The sequence below is a fragment of the Actinoallomurus acaciae genome, from assembly GCF_042429965.1.
Lineage (GTDB): Bacteria > Actinomycetota > Actinomycetes > Streptosporangiales > Streptosporangiaceae > Actinoallomurus > Actinoallomurus acaciae.
On the sequence record NZ_JBHLZP010000016.1, the window covers coordinates 1 to 16,054 of the forward strand.

The 16,054-nt window shown below is 71.3% G+C and carries 15 protein-coding genes; 8 read left to right on the top strand and 7 right to left on the bottom strand.

From position 1 onward, the window contains the following. The 6 genes from ACFFNX_RS04155 to ACFFNX_RS04180 form a co-directional block, all read left to right on the top strand. Positions 1-969: aminotransferase class V-fold PLP-dependent enzyme (locus ACFFNX_RS04155; protein ID WP_378195341.1), on the top strand; the 969-nt coding region annotated here is incomplete at its 5' end. A gap of 750 nt (positions 970-1,719) precedes the next feature. Beyond that, on the top strand, positions 1,720-2,154 hold the full coding sequence (locus ACFFNX_RS04160) for a T3SS (YopN, CesT) and YbjN peptide-binding chaperone 1 (RefSeq protein ID WP_378195344.1): 435 nt from the start codon (positions 1,720-1,722) through the stop codon (positions 2,152-2,154). Between the two features lie 232 nt (positions 2,155-2,386). Then, a complete protein-coding gene (locus tag ACFFNX_RS04165; RefSeq protein WP_378195347.1) occupies positions 2,387-3,508 on the top strand; it encodes a M23 family metallopeptidase in 1,122 nt (373 codons plus the stop codon). Further along, positions 3,495-4,280, top strand: coding sequence for a hypothetical protein (locus ACFFNX_RS04170; RefSeq protein WP_378195349.1), 786 nt, complete (start codon positions 3,495-3,497; stop codon positions 4,278-4,280). Before ACFFNX_RS04165 ends, ACFFNX_RS04170 begins: the two co-directional genes overlap by 14 nt. Further along, positions 4,277-5,782 (top strand): NADH-ubiquinone oxidoreductase-F iron-sulfur binding region domain-containing protein, encoded by a 1,506-nt coding sequence (locus ACFFNX_RS04175; RefSeq protein WP_378195352.1) that lies wholly within the window; start codon positions 4,277-4,279, stop codon positions 5,780-5,782. Before ACFFNX_RS04170 ends, ACFFNX_RS04175 begins: the two co-directional genes overlap by 4 nt. A gap of 97 nt (positions 5,783-5,879) precedes the next feature. Continuing rightward, a complete protein-coding gene (locus ACFFNX_RS04180) occupies positions 5,880-6,104 on the top strand; it encodes a hypothetical protein (RefSeq protein ID WP_378195355.1) in 225 nt (74 codons plus the stop codon). 84 nt (positions 6,105-6,188) lie between these two features. Here the strand turns inward: ACFFNX_RS04180 and ACFFNX_RS04185 are convergent, their stop codons facing one another. After that, on the bottom strand, positions 6,189-7,022 hold the full coding sequence (locus ACFFNX_RS04185; protein ID WP_378195358.1) for a transposase: 834 nt from the start codon (positions 7,020-7,022) through the stop codon (positions 6,189-6,191). Between the two features lie 174 nt (positions 7,023-7,196). Here ACFFNX_RS04185 and ACFFNX_RS04190 point away from each other — a divergent pair, with 174 nt between their 5' ends. After that, complete coding sequence (locus ACFFNX_RS04190) at positions 7,197-7,934, top strand: phytanoyl-CoA dioxygenase family protein (protein WP_378195361.1); 738 nt, start codon at positions 7,197-7,199, stop codon at positions 7,932-7,934. A 272-nt stretch (positions 7,935-8,206) separates the two neighbouring features. Here ACFFNX_RS04190 and ACFFNX_RS04195 read toward each other — a convergent pair whose 3' ends face one another. From ACFFNX_RS04195 to ACFFNX_RS04210, 4 genes are all read right to left on the bottom strand, one after another. Next, positions 8,207-9,463: an MFS transporter gene (locus ACFFNX_RS04195; RefSeq protein WP_378195364.1), complete on the bottom strand. Its 1,257-nt coding sequence runs from the start codon at positions 9,461-9,463 to the stop codon at positions 8,207-8,209. A gap of 48 nt (positions 9,464-9,511) precedes the next feature. After that, positions 9,512-10,765 carry an MFS transporter gene (locus ACFFNX_RS04200; RefSeq protein WP_378195367.1) on the bottom strand — a complete coding sequence of 418 codons (1,254 nt, stop codon included), beginning with the start codon at positions 10,763-10,765 and terminating at the stop codon, positions 9,512-9,514. Positions 10,766-10,831: 66 nt separating this feature from the next. Beyond that, entirely contained in the window at positions 10,832-11,290 is a 459-nt protein-coding gene (locus tag ACFFNX_RS04205; protein ID WP_378195370.1) for an RpiB/LacA/LacB family sugar-phosphate isomerase, read from the bottom strand. Positions 11,291-11,344: 54 nt separating this feature from the next. Further along, complete coding sequence (locus ACFFNX_RS04210) at positions 11,345-12,292, bottom strand: ABC transporter substrate-binding protein (RefSeq protein ID WP_378195373.1); 948 nt, start codon at positions 12,290-12,292, stop codon at positions 11,345-11,347. Between the two features lie 286 nt (positions 12,293-12,578). Between ACFFNX_RS04210 and ACFFNX_RS04215 the strand changes: the two genes are divergently transcribed. Continuing rightward, positions 12,579-13,298, top strand: a complete 720-nt coding sequence (locus ACFFNX_RS04215) for a FadR/GntR family transcriptional regulator (RefSeq protein WP_378195376.1) — start codon at positions 12,579-12,581, stop codon at positions 13,296-13,298. Between the two features lie 34 nt (positions 13,299-13,332). Here ACFFNX_RS04215 and ACFFNX_RS04220 read toward each other — a convergent pair whose 3' ends face one another. Then, complete coding sequence (locus ACFFNX_RS04220) at positions 13,333-14,919, bottom strand: ethanolamine ammonia-lyase reactivating factor EutA (protein ID WP_378195380.1); 1,587 nt, start codon at positions 14,917-14,919, stop codon at positions 13,333-13,335. Then, positions 14,916-16,031 (bottom strand): cupin domain-containing protein, encoded by a 1,116-nt coding sequence (locus ACFFNX_RS04225; protein ID WP_378195383.1) that lies wholly within the window; start codon positions 16,029-16,031, stop codon positions 14,916-14,918. Before ACFFNX_RS04225 ends, ACFFNX_RS04220 begins: the two co-directional genes overlap by 4 nt. Positions 16,032-16,054: the final 23 nt, after the last annotated feature.

The following is a 16,054-nucleotide window of genomic DNA, read 5'->3' on the forward strand; positions in this document are numbered from 1 at the left end:
GCGAGCTACGGCCTGCCACCGAGACCGACGGTCGAGGCGGTACGGCGGGCGCTGGAGGAGTGGCAGCGGGGCGTCCGGCCGTGGGCCGCGTGGGACGTCTCGACGGGGCGTGCGCGTGCGGCGTTCGCGCGGCTGGTCGGAGCCTCCGCCGACGACGTCGCGGTCGGGGCCACGGTCTCGCAGCTGCTGGCGCCGGTCGCCGGGTCCCTGCCGCCCGGCGCGGACGTGGTCGTGCCCGACATCGAGTTCACCTCCAACCTCTTCCCCTGGCTGGTCCAGGACCTGAACGTGCGGACGGTGCCGCCGGGCCGGCTGGCCGACGCGATCGACCGGCGTACGGCGGCGGTGGCCTTCAGCGTCGTGCAGTCGGCGACGGGTGAGCTCGCCCCGGTGGAGGACGTCCTGGCCGCCGCCCGCTCCGCGGGCGCGCTGGTCGTCGCGGACGCCACGCAGGCGGTCGGCTGGCTGCCGGTGGACGCGACGCGTTACGACGTGCTCGTCTGCGCGGCGTACAAGTGGCTGATGGCCCCGCGCGGCGCCGCGTTCGGCTACGTCGGCGAGGCGGTGCGCGACCGGATCCGCCCGCTCGCCGCCGGCTGGTACGCGGGGGAGGAGCACGCCTACTACGGCCCGCCGCTGCGCCTGGCCGCCTCGGCCCGGCGCTTCGACATCTCGCCCGCGTGGTTCTCCTACGTCGGTGCCGCGCCGTCGCTGGACCTGCTGAACGACATCGGCGTCGAGCCGATCAGGGCGCACAACGTGGCGCTCGCGAACCGTTTCCTGGCGGGGCTCGGCCTGCCCCCGTCGGACAGCGCGATCGTGAGCGTGGACGCCCCCGGAGCGGAGGAGCGCCTGGAGACGGCGGGCATCCGCGCGGCGGTGAGAGACGGCCGCCCACGCCTGTCCTTCCACCTCTACACCACCGAGGCGGACGTCGACGCCGCCCTCGACGCGCTCACCTCACGCTGACCGCGGCGGCGAGCGGCCCGGTCACCGGCACACGCCGGGTGGGGGCACGGCGAGCGAGGATCGGCGGGGCCGGTTCGAGGATTCGAGGAAGGAGATCGCCGCCGAGCCCGCCCGCGCTGGAGGGGAGCAGGACCCGGCAGTGTCCGGCCGCGACGGACCCGGCGAGGACGTCCTGGGAGTGAGCCAGGGTGGGGCCGGGGCGTGGACCCGGCCGCCGGGCAGACCTTCGTGGTGAGGCCGAAGGTCTCGGGATCCTCCTCTTCTTCGTGAACGTGCCGAGCGCGGTGACGCTCGGTTCCGGCGGCTTCCGTACGACCGCGGGAACCACCGGCCCACCACGGCAGTCTCGAGCTTCTCCCGGTCCCCGAACGGCGGCGCCATCGCGCTCGGCCGCCCGGGGTGCTGAACACCCCCGCGCAGGCCGGTGGCCTCGTGAGCTGCACGAGGCGACGACCCTGGAGGTGTAGCCCGGCACGGCCTGGCGTCGTACTGCCCGGTGCCGGAATCGCCGCGATCATCCTGCCGCCGATCCGAGCCGGGCGACGGCAGGGGGCCGGTCCCGTAGCCCCTCACGAACAATTACCGACAAAAGCCATAAAGAGGGAAAATGTGTGCAGTGATGCTGCGTATATGTGCTACGTCCAATACAGGATGACGCGTGGCAATTGCGGGGTGACAATAATGGTCTAACAACCGAAAAATCGACGGCAGGACGGCGAACACCAGGCGAAGGACACCAGGGACGTGGTCATGTCTGAGCTCACCGAAACACTGCGTACGCGATGCCTCGAATGGATGCGGAACCGGTTCGACGGCGTCTATGTCAACCGGCACGGCGCCATCATCGTGCCGTTCGAGAAGACCGTGGTCTTCATCGAGGTGACCGACGTGTTCACCGGCGGGGGGCGGGTGAACGTCCGGGCGCCCGTTCTCGTGGACCTCGGGCTCACCCCCGAGGTCACCCGGCACGTCGCGGTCAACGGCGGCAACTTCCTCTTCGGCGCCCTCAGCTTCTACGCCGAGGGCGACGTCGACACGGCCACCCTGGAGTTCGACTACTCGCTGTTCGGTGAGACGGTGAACGCGGCCGTGCTCGCCGAGACCGTACGGCTCGTGCACGGCAGCGCCACGAAGATCCAGGATCAGTTGCGCCCTCGTTTCGGCGGTCACTCGATCCTCACCTGAGCGCGACGGGCTCAGCCGACGCGCCCGGCGGCGCCGGGAGGGCTCTCACCTGCCCGATTGTGCCGATTTTCGGCTTTTCTCCCGAGATGACTGCGTTGGCTGGGGGGAACTCTTACACTCCTCGCATCGGTTTTGGATCACTTCAGGTCCCTCAGGAGGTGGTTCGATGCCCAGCCGTCACCGAAGAGTGGCGTCGCCTGGTTCGCCGCGTAGCGGTCGTTTACTGCTCTCGTTGGTCAGCCGGGCCGGCGCGGTCAGCACGGCGGTGGTCATCGCCGTCGGCGTGGTGCTGGCCGCCATCGTCGAGGAGAAGGTGCTTCCGGTCGGCCCCCGCCACCGTCCGGTCGCCGCTCCCGGCCCCGCGCGCGGTGGCGCGCGGCATACACCGACGTCGCGTTCCACGGAGCGTCACAAGCCGGTCAGCCCGGCGGTCCTGCTCGACCGCCAGGTCCAGAAGCTGGCGCTGAGCCGGCGCGGTGCCGCCGCGCGCAGTGAGTACGGCGTGCAAACGGTCGCCTCGCCCGTCGTACGGCAGAGCCGGTCCGACAAGAAACGCGGGTGGGTGCTGGGCACGGAGGCGATACCGCCGCCGGACGACAGCACCGCGATGCCCGAGGCGTCGCTCTTCCTGGCCCACGCCACCGGCACGACGTGGAAGGCGGCCCTGGCCGGTTCGCCGGACTTCGCCGCCATGGTGACTGAGGCCCCGGCCTCGGTCCTGTCCGACGGCGAACGCGCCGCCCTGCGCAAGTTCGACACGGCCCGGAGCGCTCCGAGCGAGAAAGCCGGGGGAACGCCGCTGATGCTGCCCTGGACCATCGGCCAGTCGTGGACGCTGGTGCCCACGGACCGCGGCCTGTCCTTCGACGGCGGGGACGGCCGTGTCCTCGCCGCCTCGGCGGGACGGGTCTACCGGCTGTGCTCCTCCTCCCCGGACCGCGGCCTGGTGCTGGTGATCGGTGACGACGGCACCGCCACCGAGTACTACCAGCTGGACCGGCTCACCGAGGTACCCGACGGTGAGCGGGTGCGGCAGGGCGACTACCTCGGGCACACCGGCACCGACCAGCCCTGCGGCGGCGGCGCGGCGTCCCGCCCGCTCGTCCGTTTCGGGCTGCGGGGCGCGGACGGCCCGGTCTCGCTGGACGGAAGACGGATCGGAGGATGGACGGTTCACGACGCACCCGGTGAGGCATTCGCCGAACGCGACGGCGTTCGCGTCCAGGCGGGCAACCCGCTGCTCAACTTCGGCATCGACGTCTCGTCCAGTCCCAGTCCCAGCCCGTCCAGGTCCAAGACGTCCCCGGCCCCGGACCCCCACACCGCGCCGAGGGGTGTCGATGCCCAGACCTGACGCCGCGCTCGCCGCCGAACGCCGGCGCGCCTGGCCCGCGGTCGCGACTCTGCTGCTCCTCATCGTCGTCCTCGCCGGGGCGCGTACGCGCCCCGGCGCCTCGGCGGTCCTGTGGGCCCAGGGCTTCCTGGAGTTCTTCTCCGGCGTCTTCGCGCTGGTCGCGCTGACGGCGGCGGTCACCGCCGGTGTGGGCGCGACGCAGCGCGCCGTGCCGATCCGGTTCCGGATCCTCTTCCAGGCCGCGCACCGCGCCATGGCGGTGCTGGCCGTCGGATTCCTCGTGACGCACATCCTGTTGAAGATCATGGAGGCGCACGCCGGCGTCCTGGAGGCCGTGATCCCGTTCGCCGGCGGAACGGGCCGCCTCTACGTCGGACTGGGCACCATCGCCGGCGACCTGCTGATCCTGGCGCTGGTGACCGGCGTGCTCCGCGGCCGTTTCGTGGCCCGCTCCCGGCCCTGGCTGTGGCGGGCGGTGCACGCCACCGCGTACGTCATGTGGCCGCTGGCGATGATCCACGGGCTGTCGGCCGGCCGTGCGCCCAAGTCCTGGGTGACGTGGAGCTACGTCATCTGCTTCGCGGTCGTGATGGTCGCGGCGGCGAGCCGGCTGCCGCGCATGGCACGCGACCGGCGCATGCTGGGCGCGCGAGCGCACGCGCGGACCCAGGCGGCACCGTCCCGTGCGCGATCGGAGGCGGATGTGCCCGACGAACAGTTCTGGGCGTCGCTGCGGGCGGACAAGGGCGGCTGGTCCGGTGATCGGCGATGACCGAGTTCCGTCACCTCAGCCCCGTACGGCTCGGCGCCGGGCTCGACCGTCTCCAGCGCGTCGACCAGACCACGCATCGGGCCGTCCACGGCGCCTTCCGCCGCCGTCGCCTGCGCGACCTGGTCGACCTGGCCAAGCGGGTCGACCTTCGGGGACGGGGCGGGGCGGCCTTCCCGTTCGCCCGTAAGGTGAACGCCGTCGCCTCGTCGGCGCGCAGCCGGGACTGCCGGCCCGTCGTCCTGGTCAACGCCACCGAGGGCGAGCCCGCCAGCCACAAGGACAAATTCCTGCTCGACCGCACACCGCACCTGATCCTGGACGGCGCGGTCCTGGCCGCCCAGGCGCTCGGCGCCCGCGAGGTCATCGTCGCGGTCACCGACGAGGGCCGGCCCGCACGGTCGATGCGCACCGCGATCACCGAGAGCGGCCTCGGCGGCTTCGCGCGCATGGTCCGCCTGCCCGAACGGTTCGTCACCGGCGAGGGCGGAGCGCTCGTCAACGGGGTCAACGGCAATCCCGCCGTGCCGCCCGGCCGCAAGGTGCGGGCCGCCGACTCCGGCGTGGACGGGCTGCCGACCCTGCTGTCCAACGCCGAGACCTTCGCCCAGCTGGCGTTGCTCTCGCAACTCGGCGCGGACCTGTACTCCGCCGTCGGCACGGCCGCGGAGCCGGGCACCGTGCTGCTGACGGTCTGGGGCGCCGACGGGCGGCCGCGCGTCATCGAGGCGCCGGCCGGCGTGCTGCTCGCGCAGATACTCGACCTGGGCGGCGCGAAGGCCGGCCAGGCGATCCTGATCGGCGGGTATCACGGCACCTGGATCACCCCGTCCGCCGCGAACCGTGCGCTCGTGTCGCGCGCGGGCATCGAGAAGGCGGGCGGCGCGCTCGGGGCCGGCATCATCCTGCCGCTTCCCAAGGGTGTCTGCCCGCTCGGCGAGGTCGCCCGCGTCGCGGCCTACCTCGGGGAGGAGTCGGCGCGCCAGTGCGGGCCCTGCCGGCTGGGGGTGCCGGCCATCGCCCGGTCGCTGAACGCCCTGGCGTCCGGCCGTGGCGGCGAGGCGCTGTCGGCCGTACGGCAGGGGACGCAGACCGTGAAGGGCCGGGGAGCCTGCCACCACCCGGACGGTTCCGCCCGGTTCGTCACGTCGGCGCTGACTGCGTTCGCCGCCGACGTCAAGAAGCACCTGGCGGACGGCACCTGCGGCCGTCCCGCACGCGGGCTGCTGCCGATCCAGGCGGAGCCGGTGGTCGCGCCCGCCGAGGAGACCGGCCTGCGGCTCACCGTCGACTGGACACGCTGCGCGGCCCACGGCCTGTGCGGGCACCTGCTGCCGGAGCTGGTCCGCCTGGACGAGCACGGCTTCCCGGTCATCGAGGGCGCGACCGTGCCTCAGCGGTTGTTGGCCGACACGCGCCAGGCGGTCGAGATGTGTCCGGCGCTCGCTCTGCGTCTCAGCGGCGCCAGCACCGGCGCCCGCCACACCGCCACCGCGGCCCGCTGACCGGCCGCCCGTACGGCCCCGGCCGGGGCCGTACGGGCCGGGGCCGATGGTGACGTTTCGCTCGTATCGGAAGAGCGCGTGAGATTAGGCTCCGGCCATGAGCGACAGGAAATGCACGTACTGCGGCGCGACCGGCCTGGAGCCGGGCTTCGTCCGTGACGCCGGAGAGGGCTCCCAGGGCTTCGCGCGGTGGGTCGAGGGAGCGCTGCGACGGGGCGTCTTCGGCGGCGCGAAGGTGATGGGCCGCCCGCAGTGGGAGATCGACGTGTACCGCTGCCCGCAGTGCCGCCACCTGGAGCTGTTCGCCGAGAACCCCGTCTAGATCGTTGATGGGATATGTGTGTGCTGGTCAGTGGTCGTAGGCGGTCAGGGAGTGTTTGACGGGTGCGTGGATCAGCCAGTTGTGCTAGATGGCGGTGTTGAGGGCGAGGATGCGCTGGCTGATGCGGGCCCACAGGCTGTCGGTGGTACGGGCGTTGTGGCGTTCCAGGCCCAGTTGGTTCTTCAGCGTCCAGATGATCGCCTCGATCCGCTGGTGTAGCCGGGAGGGGAACACCTTCACGGCTGGGGTGGGTTCGTCCTCGCGTTGTGGGCGGATCAGCAGGTGTCCCAGGTCGGCGGCTGCCTTTTCGATTCCGGCTCCAGCGAAGCCCTTGTCGCACACCATCGGGCGGGGCCTGCGGCGATGGGGTGCACATGCAGCAGGTGGAAGGCTTGTTTGCGTTCGCCCGGGTTCTTTGGGGTTGGCCAGGCTGAAGGCTGTCACGGTGCCTTCGGTGGTGGTGAGCATGAGTTTGGCGCCCCGGTAGAAGGCGTGGTGGCAGATGTCGCGGCCGTAGGCGGCGATCTCGCCCAGCAGCGAGCGGTCGACGGTGACGCGGGAGGCGCCACAGCGGATGGGGGTGCCGTCCATCAGCCGCAATCTGTCGTGCCAGGTCGGGATCTGGCGGGCCAGGCCGGGTGCGGCCTGGGACATGAGCGGGCCCAGGGCGCGCAGGTGCCGGTTGTATCCGGACTGAGATGGCAGGCGCGGGAACAGGTGACCGATCCGGGCCGGCGCCACACGCAGCCAGCGGCGTTCGTCATCACAGCGCAGCAGCACCTGCGCGATCGCGATACAGATCAGCTCGGTGTCGGTCAGTAGCCGAGGCCGGCCCGGTCCCCGCCGCCGCGTTGGCGGGACATAGTCATCGAGATGGACATAGAGTGCGATCAGAAGGGCGTCTAGGTCTGTCTTCACGCACTGATCTTGGGCGCCCTTCCTCATGCCCCGCGGCCGGTTCAGCAATATCCCATCAACGATCTAGGAGGCCCCCCTCCGCAGCAGGACGGCGAAACCTCGAGACGGGCCCGGGAGGGCGCACGCGTGAAATTCGTTCGCCGCCGTACGGGTGGGATCTCTAGGGTTGGCCGGATGTTGAGCGACGCGCGGGTCGAGGAGTTCGCCGAGCGCGGCTACGTCGTGGTCCCGCAGGTGGTGCCGGGCGACGTCCTGGACCAGGCGGCCCAGCGGATCGACGAGGTCGTCGCGGCCGACCCGCCCGCCGGAGACAGGCGCGGATCCCATTTCTACTTTCTCCAGACCAGGGACGAGCCGGCCCTGATCGCGCCGTTGACCGGCGGCCCGGCCTTCGGCCTCGCCGAGGACCTGGCCGGGCGTGGCACGCTGGAGGTGCCCTGGCAGGTCCAGATCGCGCTGAACATCCCGCCGTACTCGCACCGGCCCGGCGGACCCCACATCGACGCCGCGAACGCCGCGCCGATCGAGGGCCCGGTCCGCGGCACGTTCACCATGCTGGCCGGAATCCTGATGACGGACCAGCTCACGGAGAACTCCGGCAACCTGTGGGTCTGGCCGGGCACGCACCTGACCCACGCCGAATACTTTCGCGAGCACGGCCCGCGGATGTTCTGCTCCTACCCGCCGATCGACCTGCCCGAGCCCGAGCAGATCACCGGACGCGTCGGCGACCTGCTGCTCGCCCATTACCTTCTCGGCCACAACATCGGCGGCAACGACGAGTCCGAGCGGACGCGGCGCGCGCTGTACTTCCGGCTCAGCAACATCGATCACGCGTCCCACCGGAACGAGTTCCTTCAGGACGCCTGGCTGGACTACGAGCCGATCAGGTCCCGGCCGGTAACGACCTGAACCCGCAGGATCACGGTCGCGGCGGCTGCGAGGGGCGCCACGGCCTCGGGGGACAAGACGCCCCTCGCAGTTGGGATCCGCGCGGTCGCGGTCTGGTGGTCTCCTGCCACGAACAGGAGGCCACCCTTTTTCGGAGGATTCCCCCGGAAGACACACACATCTCCGGGGCTCCACGATGAAGTCTAAAGGTAAGTAAATGCTTCTCTAATGGCTTCCCGAAAGGTCGGAAAGGTCCCTGTGGAATGTTGATATCAGGGCGGATAAATAGCCGATTATGGATTCGCGGGAAAACGCTCGCCGCGCACCGTGCCCGCCATGGCGGCCGCGGCGACCGCCGCCGTCAGGCCGGCGATGACGAAGCCGCTGCGCGCGCCCCACTCCTGGCAGGCCCAGCCCACGAGCGGCCCGCCGATCGGCGTGCTGCCGAGAAAGACGATGTTGTACAGCGCCATCACGCGGCCCCGCATCGGCGGGTCGCTCGCGATGACCATGAGCGTCCGGGCGACGGTGTTGAAGACGATGTTGGTCACCCCGATGCCGACGATCGCGGCGAGGGCGAGCGCGAACGAGGGCGTCGCCGCGGCGAGCAGGTTCACGCCGCCGAAGGCCAGGCAGGTCAGCAGCAGCCCGCGCAGTGACGATCGGCTCCGCGTCGCGCTGCCCAGTGCGCCGATCACCGCGCCCAGGCCGAGCGCGGCGGTCAGGTACCCGTAACTCCGCGCCCCGCCCCGGTAGGTCTCCTGGGCGAGGAGGGGAAGGACGACGCGGAAGTTCTGCCCGAAGACGCCGACCACGGCGACGAGGAGCAGGCTCACCCGCAGTTCGGCTTGGCCCCACAGATAGGCCATGCCCTCGCGGATCTGGCGTGGGGCCCGTGGCGTGGGCGGGACGCGTCGCAGCGCGCCGACGTCCATGGACGCCAGCGCCACGATCATCGCGACGAACGACAGCGCGTTGATCCCGAAGGCCGCCGCGACGCCCAGCCAGCCGATGACGATCCCGGCCAGCGCCGGCCCGACGAGCCGCCCCCCGTTGTGCACGGTGCTGTAGAGCGACTGGGCGTTGATCACCTTGTCGGTCCCGACCATCTCGGCGACGAACGTCTGCCGCGCCGGACTGTCGAACACCGTGACGACACCGAGGCCGAGCGTCAGCGCGTACACCATCCACAGCGTCACCAGCCCGGTGGCGGTCACCAGGCCCAGCACGGCGGCGAGCAGCGCGGACAGGAGCTGGGTGAGCAGCAGGAGCCGGCGCCGGTCGACCCGGTCGATCACCGCGCCGCCCCAGGCGCCGAGGAACAGCACCGGGGCGAACTGCAGGGCGCTCGCCGTCCCGAGGGCGACTCCGCTGTGGGTCAGCTGGAGGACGAGCCAGTCCTGGGCGACACGCTGCATCCACGTGCCGCTGACGGAGACGGCGCTGCCGAGGAAGTAGGCGCGATAGTTGGGGTCCGTGAGAGAGCTGAAGGTCCGTCTTCTCCAGTCGCCGACCAGGGCCAAAGCTCCTCCGGTGCGTTCTCGTCCCATCGAGTTGCCGCTTCAGGCCGACCGTGGGTACGAGCCTGCGAGGGACCGTCAAGGCGACGCCCGCGCCTCCTGTTCCGCGTCGTCCGTCTCGCGGTCGATCGCGTACCGCTCGACTCGGCTGCGGCGCACGTAATGCAGGCCCGCGTACACGATGGGGGCGATGCTGCCCAGCGAAAGCGCGGCGACCGGGCCGACGAAGCCGGCGATCCAGCCGATGTTGACGTCGCCGAGCGCGGGCCCTCCCCGCGACGCCATCTGGTAGATCGCCGAGACCCGGCCACGCATCGTGTCCGGCGTCTCCAGCTGCACGGCCGCCTGGCGGATCGTCGTCGCCATCGCGTCGAAGACGCCGATCAGCAGGCCGGCGGCGAGGGCGAGCGGAAGCCAGGGTGACTGGGCCAGCGCCAGGGTGGCGACGCCGTAACCCGCCGAGGCGGCCAGCACCACCTTGCCGAGCGCGGTGCTACGCGCCATCACGCGGTACACGGGATAGGTCGCGAGCAGCGCGCCGGCGCTCGGAGCCGCGGAGAGCAGGCCGTACCCCCGCGGCCCGGCGTGCAGCACCGTGAGCGTCAGGGCGGGGAGCACCACGCGGTACGCGCCGAAGAGCGTCGCCGACAGGTCCAGGCTCATCATGAGCCAGACCACCGGGCGTCCCTTGACGAAGGCCGCGCCCTGGGCGATGTCCCGCCACACGGACCGTCGTCGTGCCTCGGGCACGAGCCGTGGCACCCGGATGAGCGCGAGCACGACGACGAGCACCGCGTACGTCGCGGCGTCGGCGGCGTACATGAGGCCGGGGCCGTGCGTCGCGATGAGCAGTCCGGCCAGGGCCGGGCCGAGCAGCACGGCGAGCTCGCGGGACGGATTGAGCAGCGCGAACGCCTGCGGCAGTTCGTCGCGTGGCACCATGGCCGGGATCAGCGCCTGCCGGGCCGGCTGGTCGAAGGTGCCGGCCGCGGTGGTGAGCAGGACACATCCGAGCACCTCCGGCGTCGTCGCCTTGCCGGTCTCGGTCAGCACCGCCAGCGCCCCGGCGACGGCCAGGGCGACCAGCTGGGTCGCCTGCAGGAGCCGGCGCCGGTCGAGGCGGTCGGCGTAGGCGCCGCCGAGCGGGCTCAGGACCAGCAGGGACACCGCCTGCGCCAGGCCGACCAGGCCCGTGGTCGTGGTCGACCCGCTGAGCACGTAGACCTGGTAGAGGTTGGCTGCGACGGTCCCTCGCGTGCCGATCTGCGAGAACACCACGCCGAACCAGTAGAGATCGAAGTCGCGATGGCGCAAGGCCGGTGGCGGTCTCATCAGGCGGTGCATCCTCCAGCCCGGGAACGGTCGGTGGGCGATCGGCCGGGGGACCGGCCCGCCGCGTCAGGTCAGAGGATCGCCACGCTCCAGCGCGGCGATCTGGTCCAGCCTCCTCCGGTGGTGGCCGCCCCTGAACGGGGTGCTGAGCCACAGGTCGACGATCCGGTCGGCCTGTTCCGGGCTGAGGACCTTGGCCCCGATCACGATCACGTTGGCGTCGTTGTTGGCACGGGAGATCTCCGTGGTGAACAGGTCGTGGCACAGCCCGGCGCGGATCCCGTGGATCTTGTTGCAGGCGATCACCTCGCCCATCCCGCTCCCGCCCACCACCACGGCGCGGTCGACGTGCCCGTCGACGACCCGGCCGCAGGCGTCCGCGCACAGCGGCGGATAGTCCACGATCGCCTCGCCCGTGTCGTGGGCGCCGCGGTCGTCGACGTCATGACCCTGCGTGGTGAGGCGGGCGATCATCCGGGCCTTCAACGCCAGGCCGTTGTGATCCGCCACGATCGCGATGCGCATGCCATGGCCCTCGCTCTCTGCTCGGCTGGTGGATCCGTTCGTGTGGTCGTGCGCTCAGCCGGTCAGGTCCACGGTGCTCTCGGCGAACAGCGACTCCACGGCCGGCCGCCGGTCGAGGATGCGCTGGCTCACGGCGTGCTCGATGAGCTCCTCGATGACGCCGCGGTTCGGCGCTATGCCGTACGGCAGCGGGTCCGCGCCGGTGATCTCCATGACGCGCCGGTACATGACGTCCGCCGGTGCCGGCTCCTCGATCGCGTCACGGCGCAGCCGGTCGACGTAGAGGTTCTTGGCGCGGGAGAAGGCCTCGAACAGGTCCGCGGCCAGGCGGGGGTGCGCCGAGAGCAGGTCGTCGCGGACGACCACGAGGTGGTTGATGGGGTAGTGGCCGCGTCGGCGGAGCGCCGCGAAGCCGGCCTCCGCGGCGTCGGGGATCAGGGGCGTGAGGCCGGGAGAGCCGGGGCCGACACCGACCGCGGCCGCGAGTTCCCCGGCGGCGACCAGCTCGGAAAGGCGCCCGGCCGGTCGCATCGGCACGACGTTGGCCGGCGGGCGGTACTCGGCGACGTGCTCGTCTCCGGAGAGGACCCAGGTCACCCGGCTCAGGTCGACGCCGTACTCCTCCTGCAGGACGGCGCGCGCCCACACGCCGGTCGTCACGGTGTAGCCGCGGTTGACGCCGACCCGCCGGCCCTCGAGGTCCTTCGGGCTCTGGATGCCGCCCTGCGGCGCGTGCACGATGGCGCCGTGGTGGAACCCGCGCACGAGGAAGATGGGCAGTGCCGTGAACGGCTTGCCGTGGGCCTTGGCGCAGAGGTAGGTCGTCATCGCCATCTCGCAGACGTCGAACTCCAGCCCTCGGACCATCCGGCGGAACGCGTCGACGAGAACCGGAACCTCCTCGAAGGCGAGGTCGAACCCCCTGGGGGTGACCGTGCCGTCCTTGAGGGCGCGGTTGTCGCCCTGCGTCCGGGTCACCGTCCGTAGCCGTAGGTCCGGCATGTTCTCTCCTGCTCGCCGACGGCAGCCCATCCGGATCGGTCCACAGGTCCCGGGCCGGGCGGCTGGATTCAACATACGATATTATAACAAACCATCAGACCATTAACCCATGAGTTTGGGCCCGCTGGTCCGGCGCCGTATCGCCGTACGGAACGTATTGGTCAGACCATTCCTGCTACCATCCAGATGCGGGGGATCGATCGAGATTGGGGAGGACGCCGGTATGCCAGGGAGCGCGTCGGGTGGAGCGCCGGGCGACAGGAGCACGGCGGACTTGTTCAGCCCGGTGAGCGTCGGTCGCATCTCCGAGGTCATCGTGGAGCAGATGCGGCTCTTGATACGTGAGGGAAAGCTCGTCCCCGGCGACCGGCTCCCCAGCGAGCGGAGCCTGTGCGAGCGGTTCGGCGTCAGCCGGGTGACGGTTCGCGAGGCGCTCCGGGTGCTCGAGGCCAGCGGGCTGGTCGAGATCCGCGTCGGGGCGCGGGGAGGCGCCTTCGTCACCAAGCCGTCCAGCGAGCGTGTCGGGGAGGGGCTGGCCGAGCTCATGACCCTGGCGCCCATGACCGCCAGCGACGTCACCGAGGCCCGCATGGCCTTCGAGCTCGGCATCCTGCCGCTGGTGGTCGAGCGCGCCACGGATGAGGACATCGCGGACCTGCGGGCACTCGTCGAGCAGGGGCTGAGCGCGCTGGAGACCGGCTCGTACACCATGGCGATGTCGGCGGCGTTCCACGTGAGGGTGGCCTCCTCCACCCACAACCCGGCGATCGAGATGCTGGTGCAGAGCTTCCACGGCCCGATGCTCATGTCCCTCCAGCAGGCGCAGGTCGCCGCGCCGCTGATGGGCCCCCGGGGAGCCCACGAACACTTCGAGCTGGTCGAGGCGATCGAGCAGCGGGACGCCGAGCGGGCCCGCGCCATCATGGCGCGCCACCTGCAACGCACCGCCGACCGCCTGGCGGAGAACCCCGCCTCGGGCCTGACGGATCTGGGCGGCGGCCAGTAGCGCCGGGCGCCCTCGCCCACCACGGTCGTCCGCGTCACGTGCCGGTCGGCCGGTCCTGCCGCGGCTCCTCGTGGAAGACCAGCGACTTGATCGTGACCGGCACGGTGTTGGACGGATACCGGATGCGGCCGATGTCGATGTAGTCGAAGTCCCGCAGGCTGATCCCGTCGATGACCAGCACCTCGCCGGTGACCGCGAGTTCCTCGCGCAGCAGCCGGCCGAGCGTCATGGCGACGTCTCCGTCGAGCATGACGTAGACCGGCCGGCCCCGCGCGATCCGGTCCGCCAGGCCGTCCCGGATGCCGCGTGCGAAGGCGAGGATCCGCCCGTAGCTCGGCAGGCCGCGCCAGGACAGGGCCAGGGCGACGTCCGCATCGGTCCGGTCGGCGTCGAGGGCGACGAGGTGGCGGCGGATCGCGGTCGCGACCGCCTCCGCGTCGACCGTCTCCCCGAGCTCGTGGTCCGGACGTACCACCTGCACGTTGCGGCGGGGGAGCAGCGCGTCGGGGTCGGTGACGCAGCCGGTGTTCCCGCTGAGCTGGACGCTGTACTCCGACGCGCCCAGCGCGGTGGCGCGGATGCACTCGCCCGGCGGCAGGAGCGGGAACGGCAGCGTCCCGGAGTCGACCCGGCGTCGCAACGCCTGGCCGAGCGACCGGCCGAGGTCGCCGAACCGCCGGCTCTCCCGCCCGTACACGTACTCCGCGACCCCGCCGGAGAACATCACCCCGTCGACCGGGGCGGCGTCGGTGAGCGGCTCGGTGAGGTAGAGCCGTGCGACGTCGTGGGGGAGCGGGACGGCGGTGAGCGCGGCGACGAGCGCGTCCGCCATCGTCTCCGCCACCTTCTCCAGCTCCTCCGGCCGGGCGAGGTCGCCGGGCTCCCAGGAGTACCCGGCGCGTGCGGCGTGCCGGCGCCCGGCCGGGTCCAGACGCACGATGCGGTCGTCCTCGTCGACGACCAGGAGCCGGCCGCCGACGTGGACCGCGGCGGTCGCCGTGACCCGGCCGTCGTCCAGCACCGCGAGCTTGGTCGTCCCACCGCCGATGTCGATGTTCAGGATGCGCCGGCCGGTGTCGTGCGAGGCCTTCGCCGCGCCCGAGCCGTACGCGGCGAGCATCGCCTCCATGTTGTGGCCCGCGGTCGCGTTGACCAGCTCGCCCCCGCGTTCGGCCAGCACGGTCGCGATGGCCTCGGCGTTGCGGCGGCGCAGGGCCTCGCCGGTGAGGATCACGACCCCGGTGTCGACGTCGGCGGAGCGGACGTCCGCCTCCTCGTACGCGCGGTCGATGATCGACCCGAGTGCCTCCGCGTCGATGTGCTCGGCGCTCGCGTAGGGGGTGAGCGCGACCGGCGAGCGGTACGTCGTCTCCCGGCGGATGACGATGTAGCGGGTCGTCAGGCTCTCGCCGATCCGCCGCAGGTGCAGGCGGGAGAAGACGACCTGCGTGCCGGACGACCCGATGTCGATGCCCACGCTGTGCAGCGTGACGTTGTCCTGCTGCCAGATCGGGTTCTCCTCGATCGGGCTCAGTGCCTCGTCGTCGTGGGCGTGGTCGTGGTCCGGGACGTACGCGGAGTGGACCGTGGTGTTCTCGCGACCGTGGGCGTGGTCGTTCACGACTTGGGCGGTAGCGTCTCGAGTTCGGCCGAGTACGCCTCTTCCATCCTCGGCTCGATGCCGATCTTGGCCAGGGCCTCGTGGAAGGTCTCGCGCACGTACGGCGACTCGTCGGCGTAGTCGATCTGGTCGCCGCCGATGCGCTGGCTGATCCATGCCTTCGGCACGCCCTGCGCGTTGCGGACCGAGACCACCTCGTGCTTGAAGGCGAGATATCGAGCGGGGTCGGGACCGGTGTTGAAGTGCTGGTGGAACCACATGTTCGGCGGGACGATCAGGCTGCCGGGACCCCACTCGTAGCGCCGCGGCTCCTCTCCCTCCGGCCACATCAGGCTGTAGCCCGTACCCGTGAGGATGATGACGTGGGCGCCCGGGCCGTGGCGGTGTCCCTTCTTGTACGTCGCGATCGGGAACTGGGAGATGTGGCTGTTCATCGACCCCTTGGCCATCGCGAAGCGGATGTGACCGCCGCCCGCGCCGCGCTCCTTCGCCTCGACCAGCGGCAGGTTGACCGCGTCGGCGACGAAGTTCGTGTCCAGGAGCAGGCCCTTCTGCTCTCCCTTCGGGGAGAAGTAGTCCGGCTCGCCGTCGAAGCGGTTCGGGAAGTCGCGGGAGGTGTTGAAGACGAAGTCGGCGTCGTCGTAGAGGTTGAGGACCGGAGGCAGATTGGTCGAGGCGACGAAACGCGCGGCCTTCCGCCCCGAACCGTTGAAGTGCCGGTGGTGGGTGTTGAGCGGGATGGCGAAGATCGAACCGGCCTGCCACTCGAACGTGACCTCGGCGCCGGCGTCGTTCCACACCTTCGTCGACCCCTGCCCGTCGAGGACGAGGATCATCTCCTCGAAGAGCTGCCGCTGCGGCGCCAGCTCCCCGCCCGCCGGGATCTCACAGACGTAGCAGTCGTTCGACGTACGGGTGGCCTCGTGGTTGATGAACACGCCCCGCCCGCCGCGCCGCGCCCAGGGCTTGAGCTCCACCGTGCGCAGATCCGGGACGTAGTGGGCGGCGATGATGTCCAGGCCCTCGGCGGCGACCCAGCGGGTGTAGGGGGATTCCTTCTCGGTCACGAACTTCGCCGCGAAATCGTCCTTGACGAGTGCGTCGCCGGCCATGCATCAGCCCTTCCTCGTGGGCC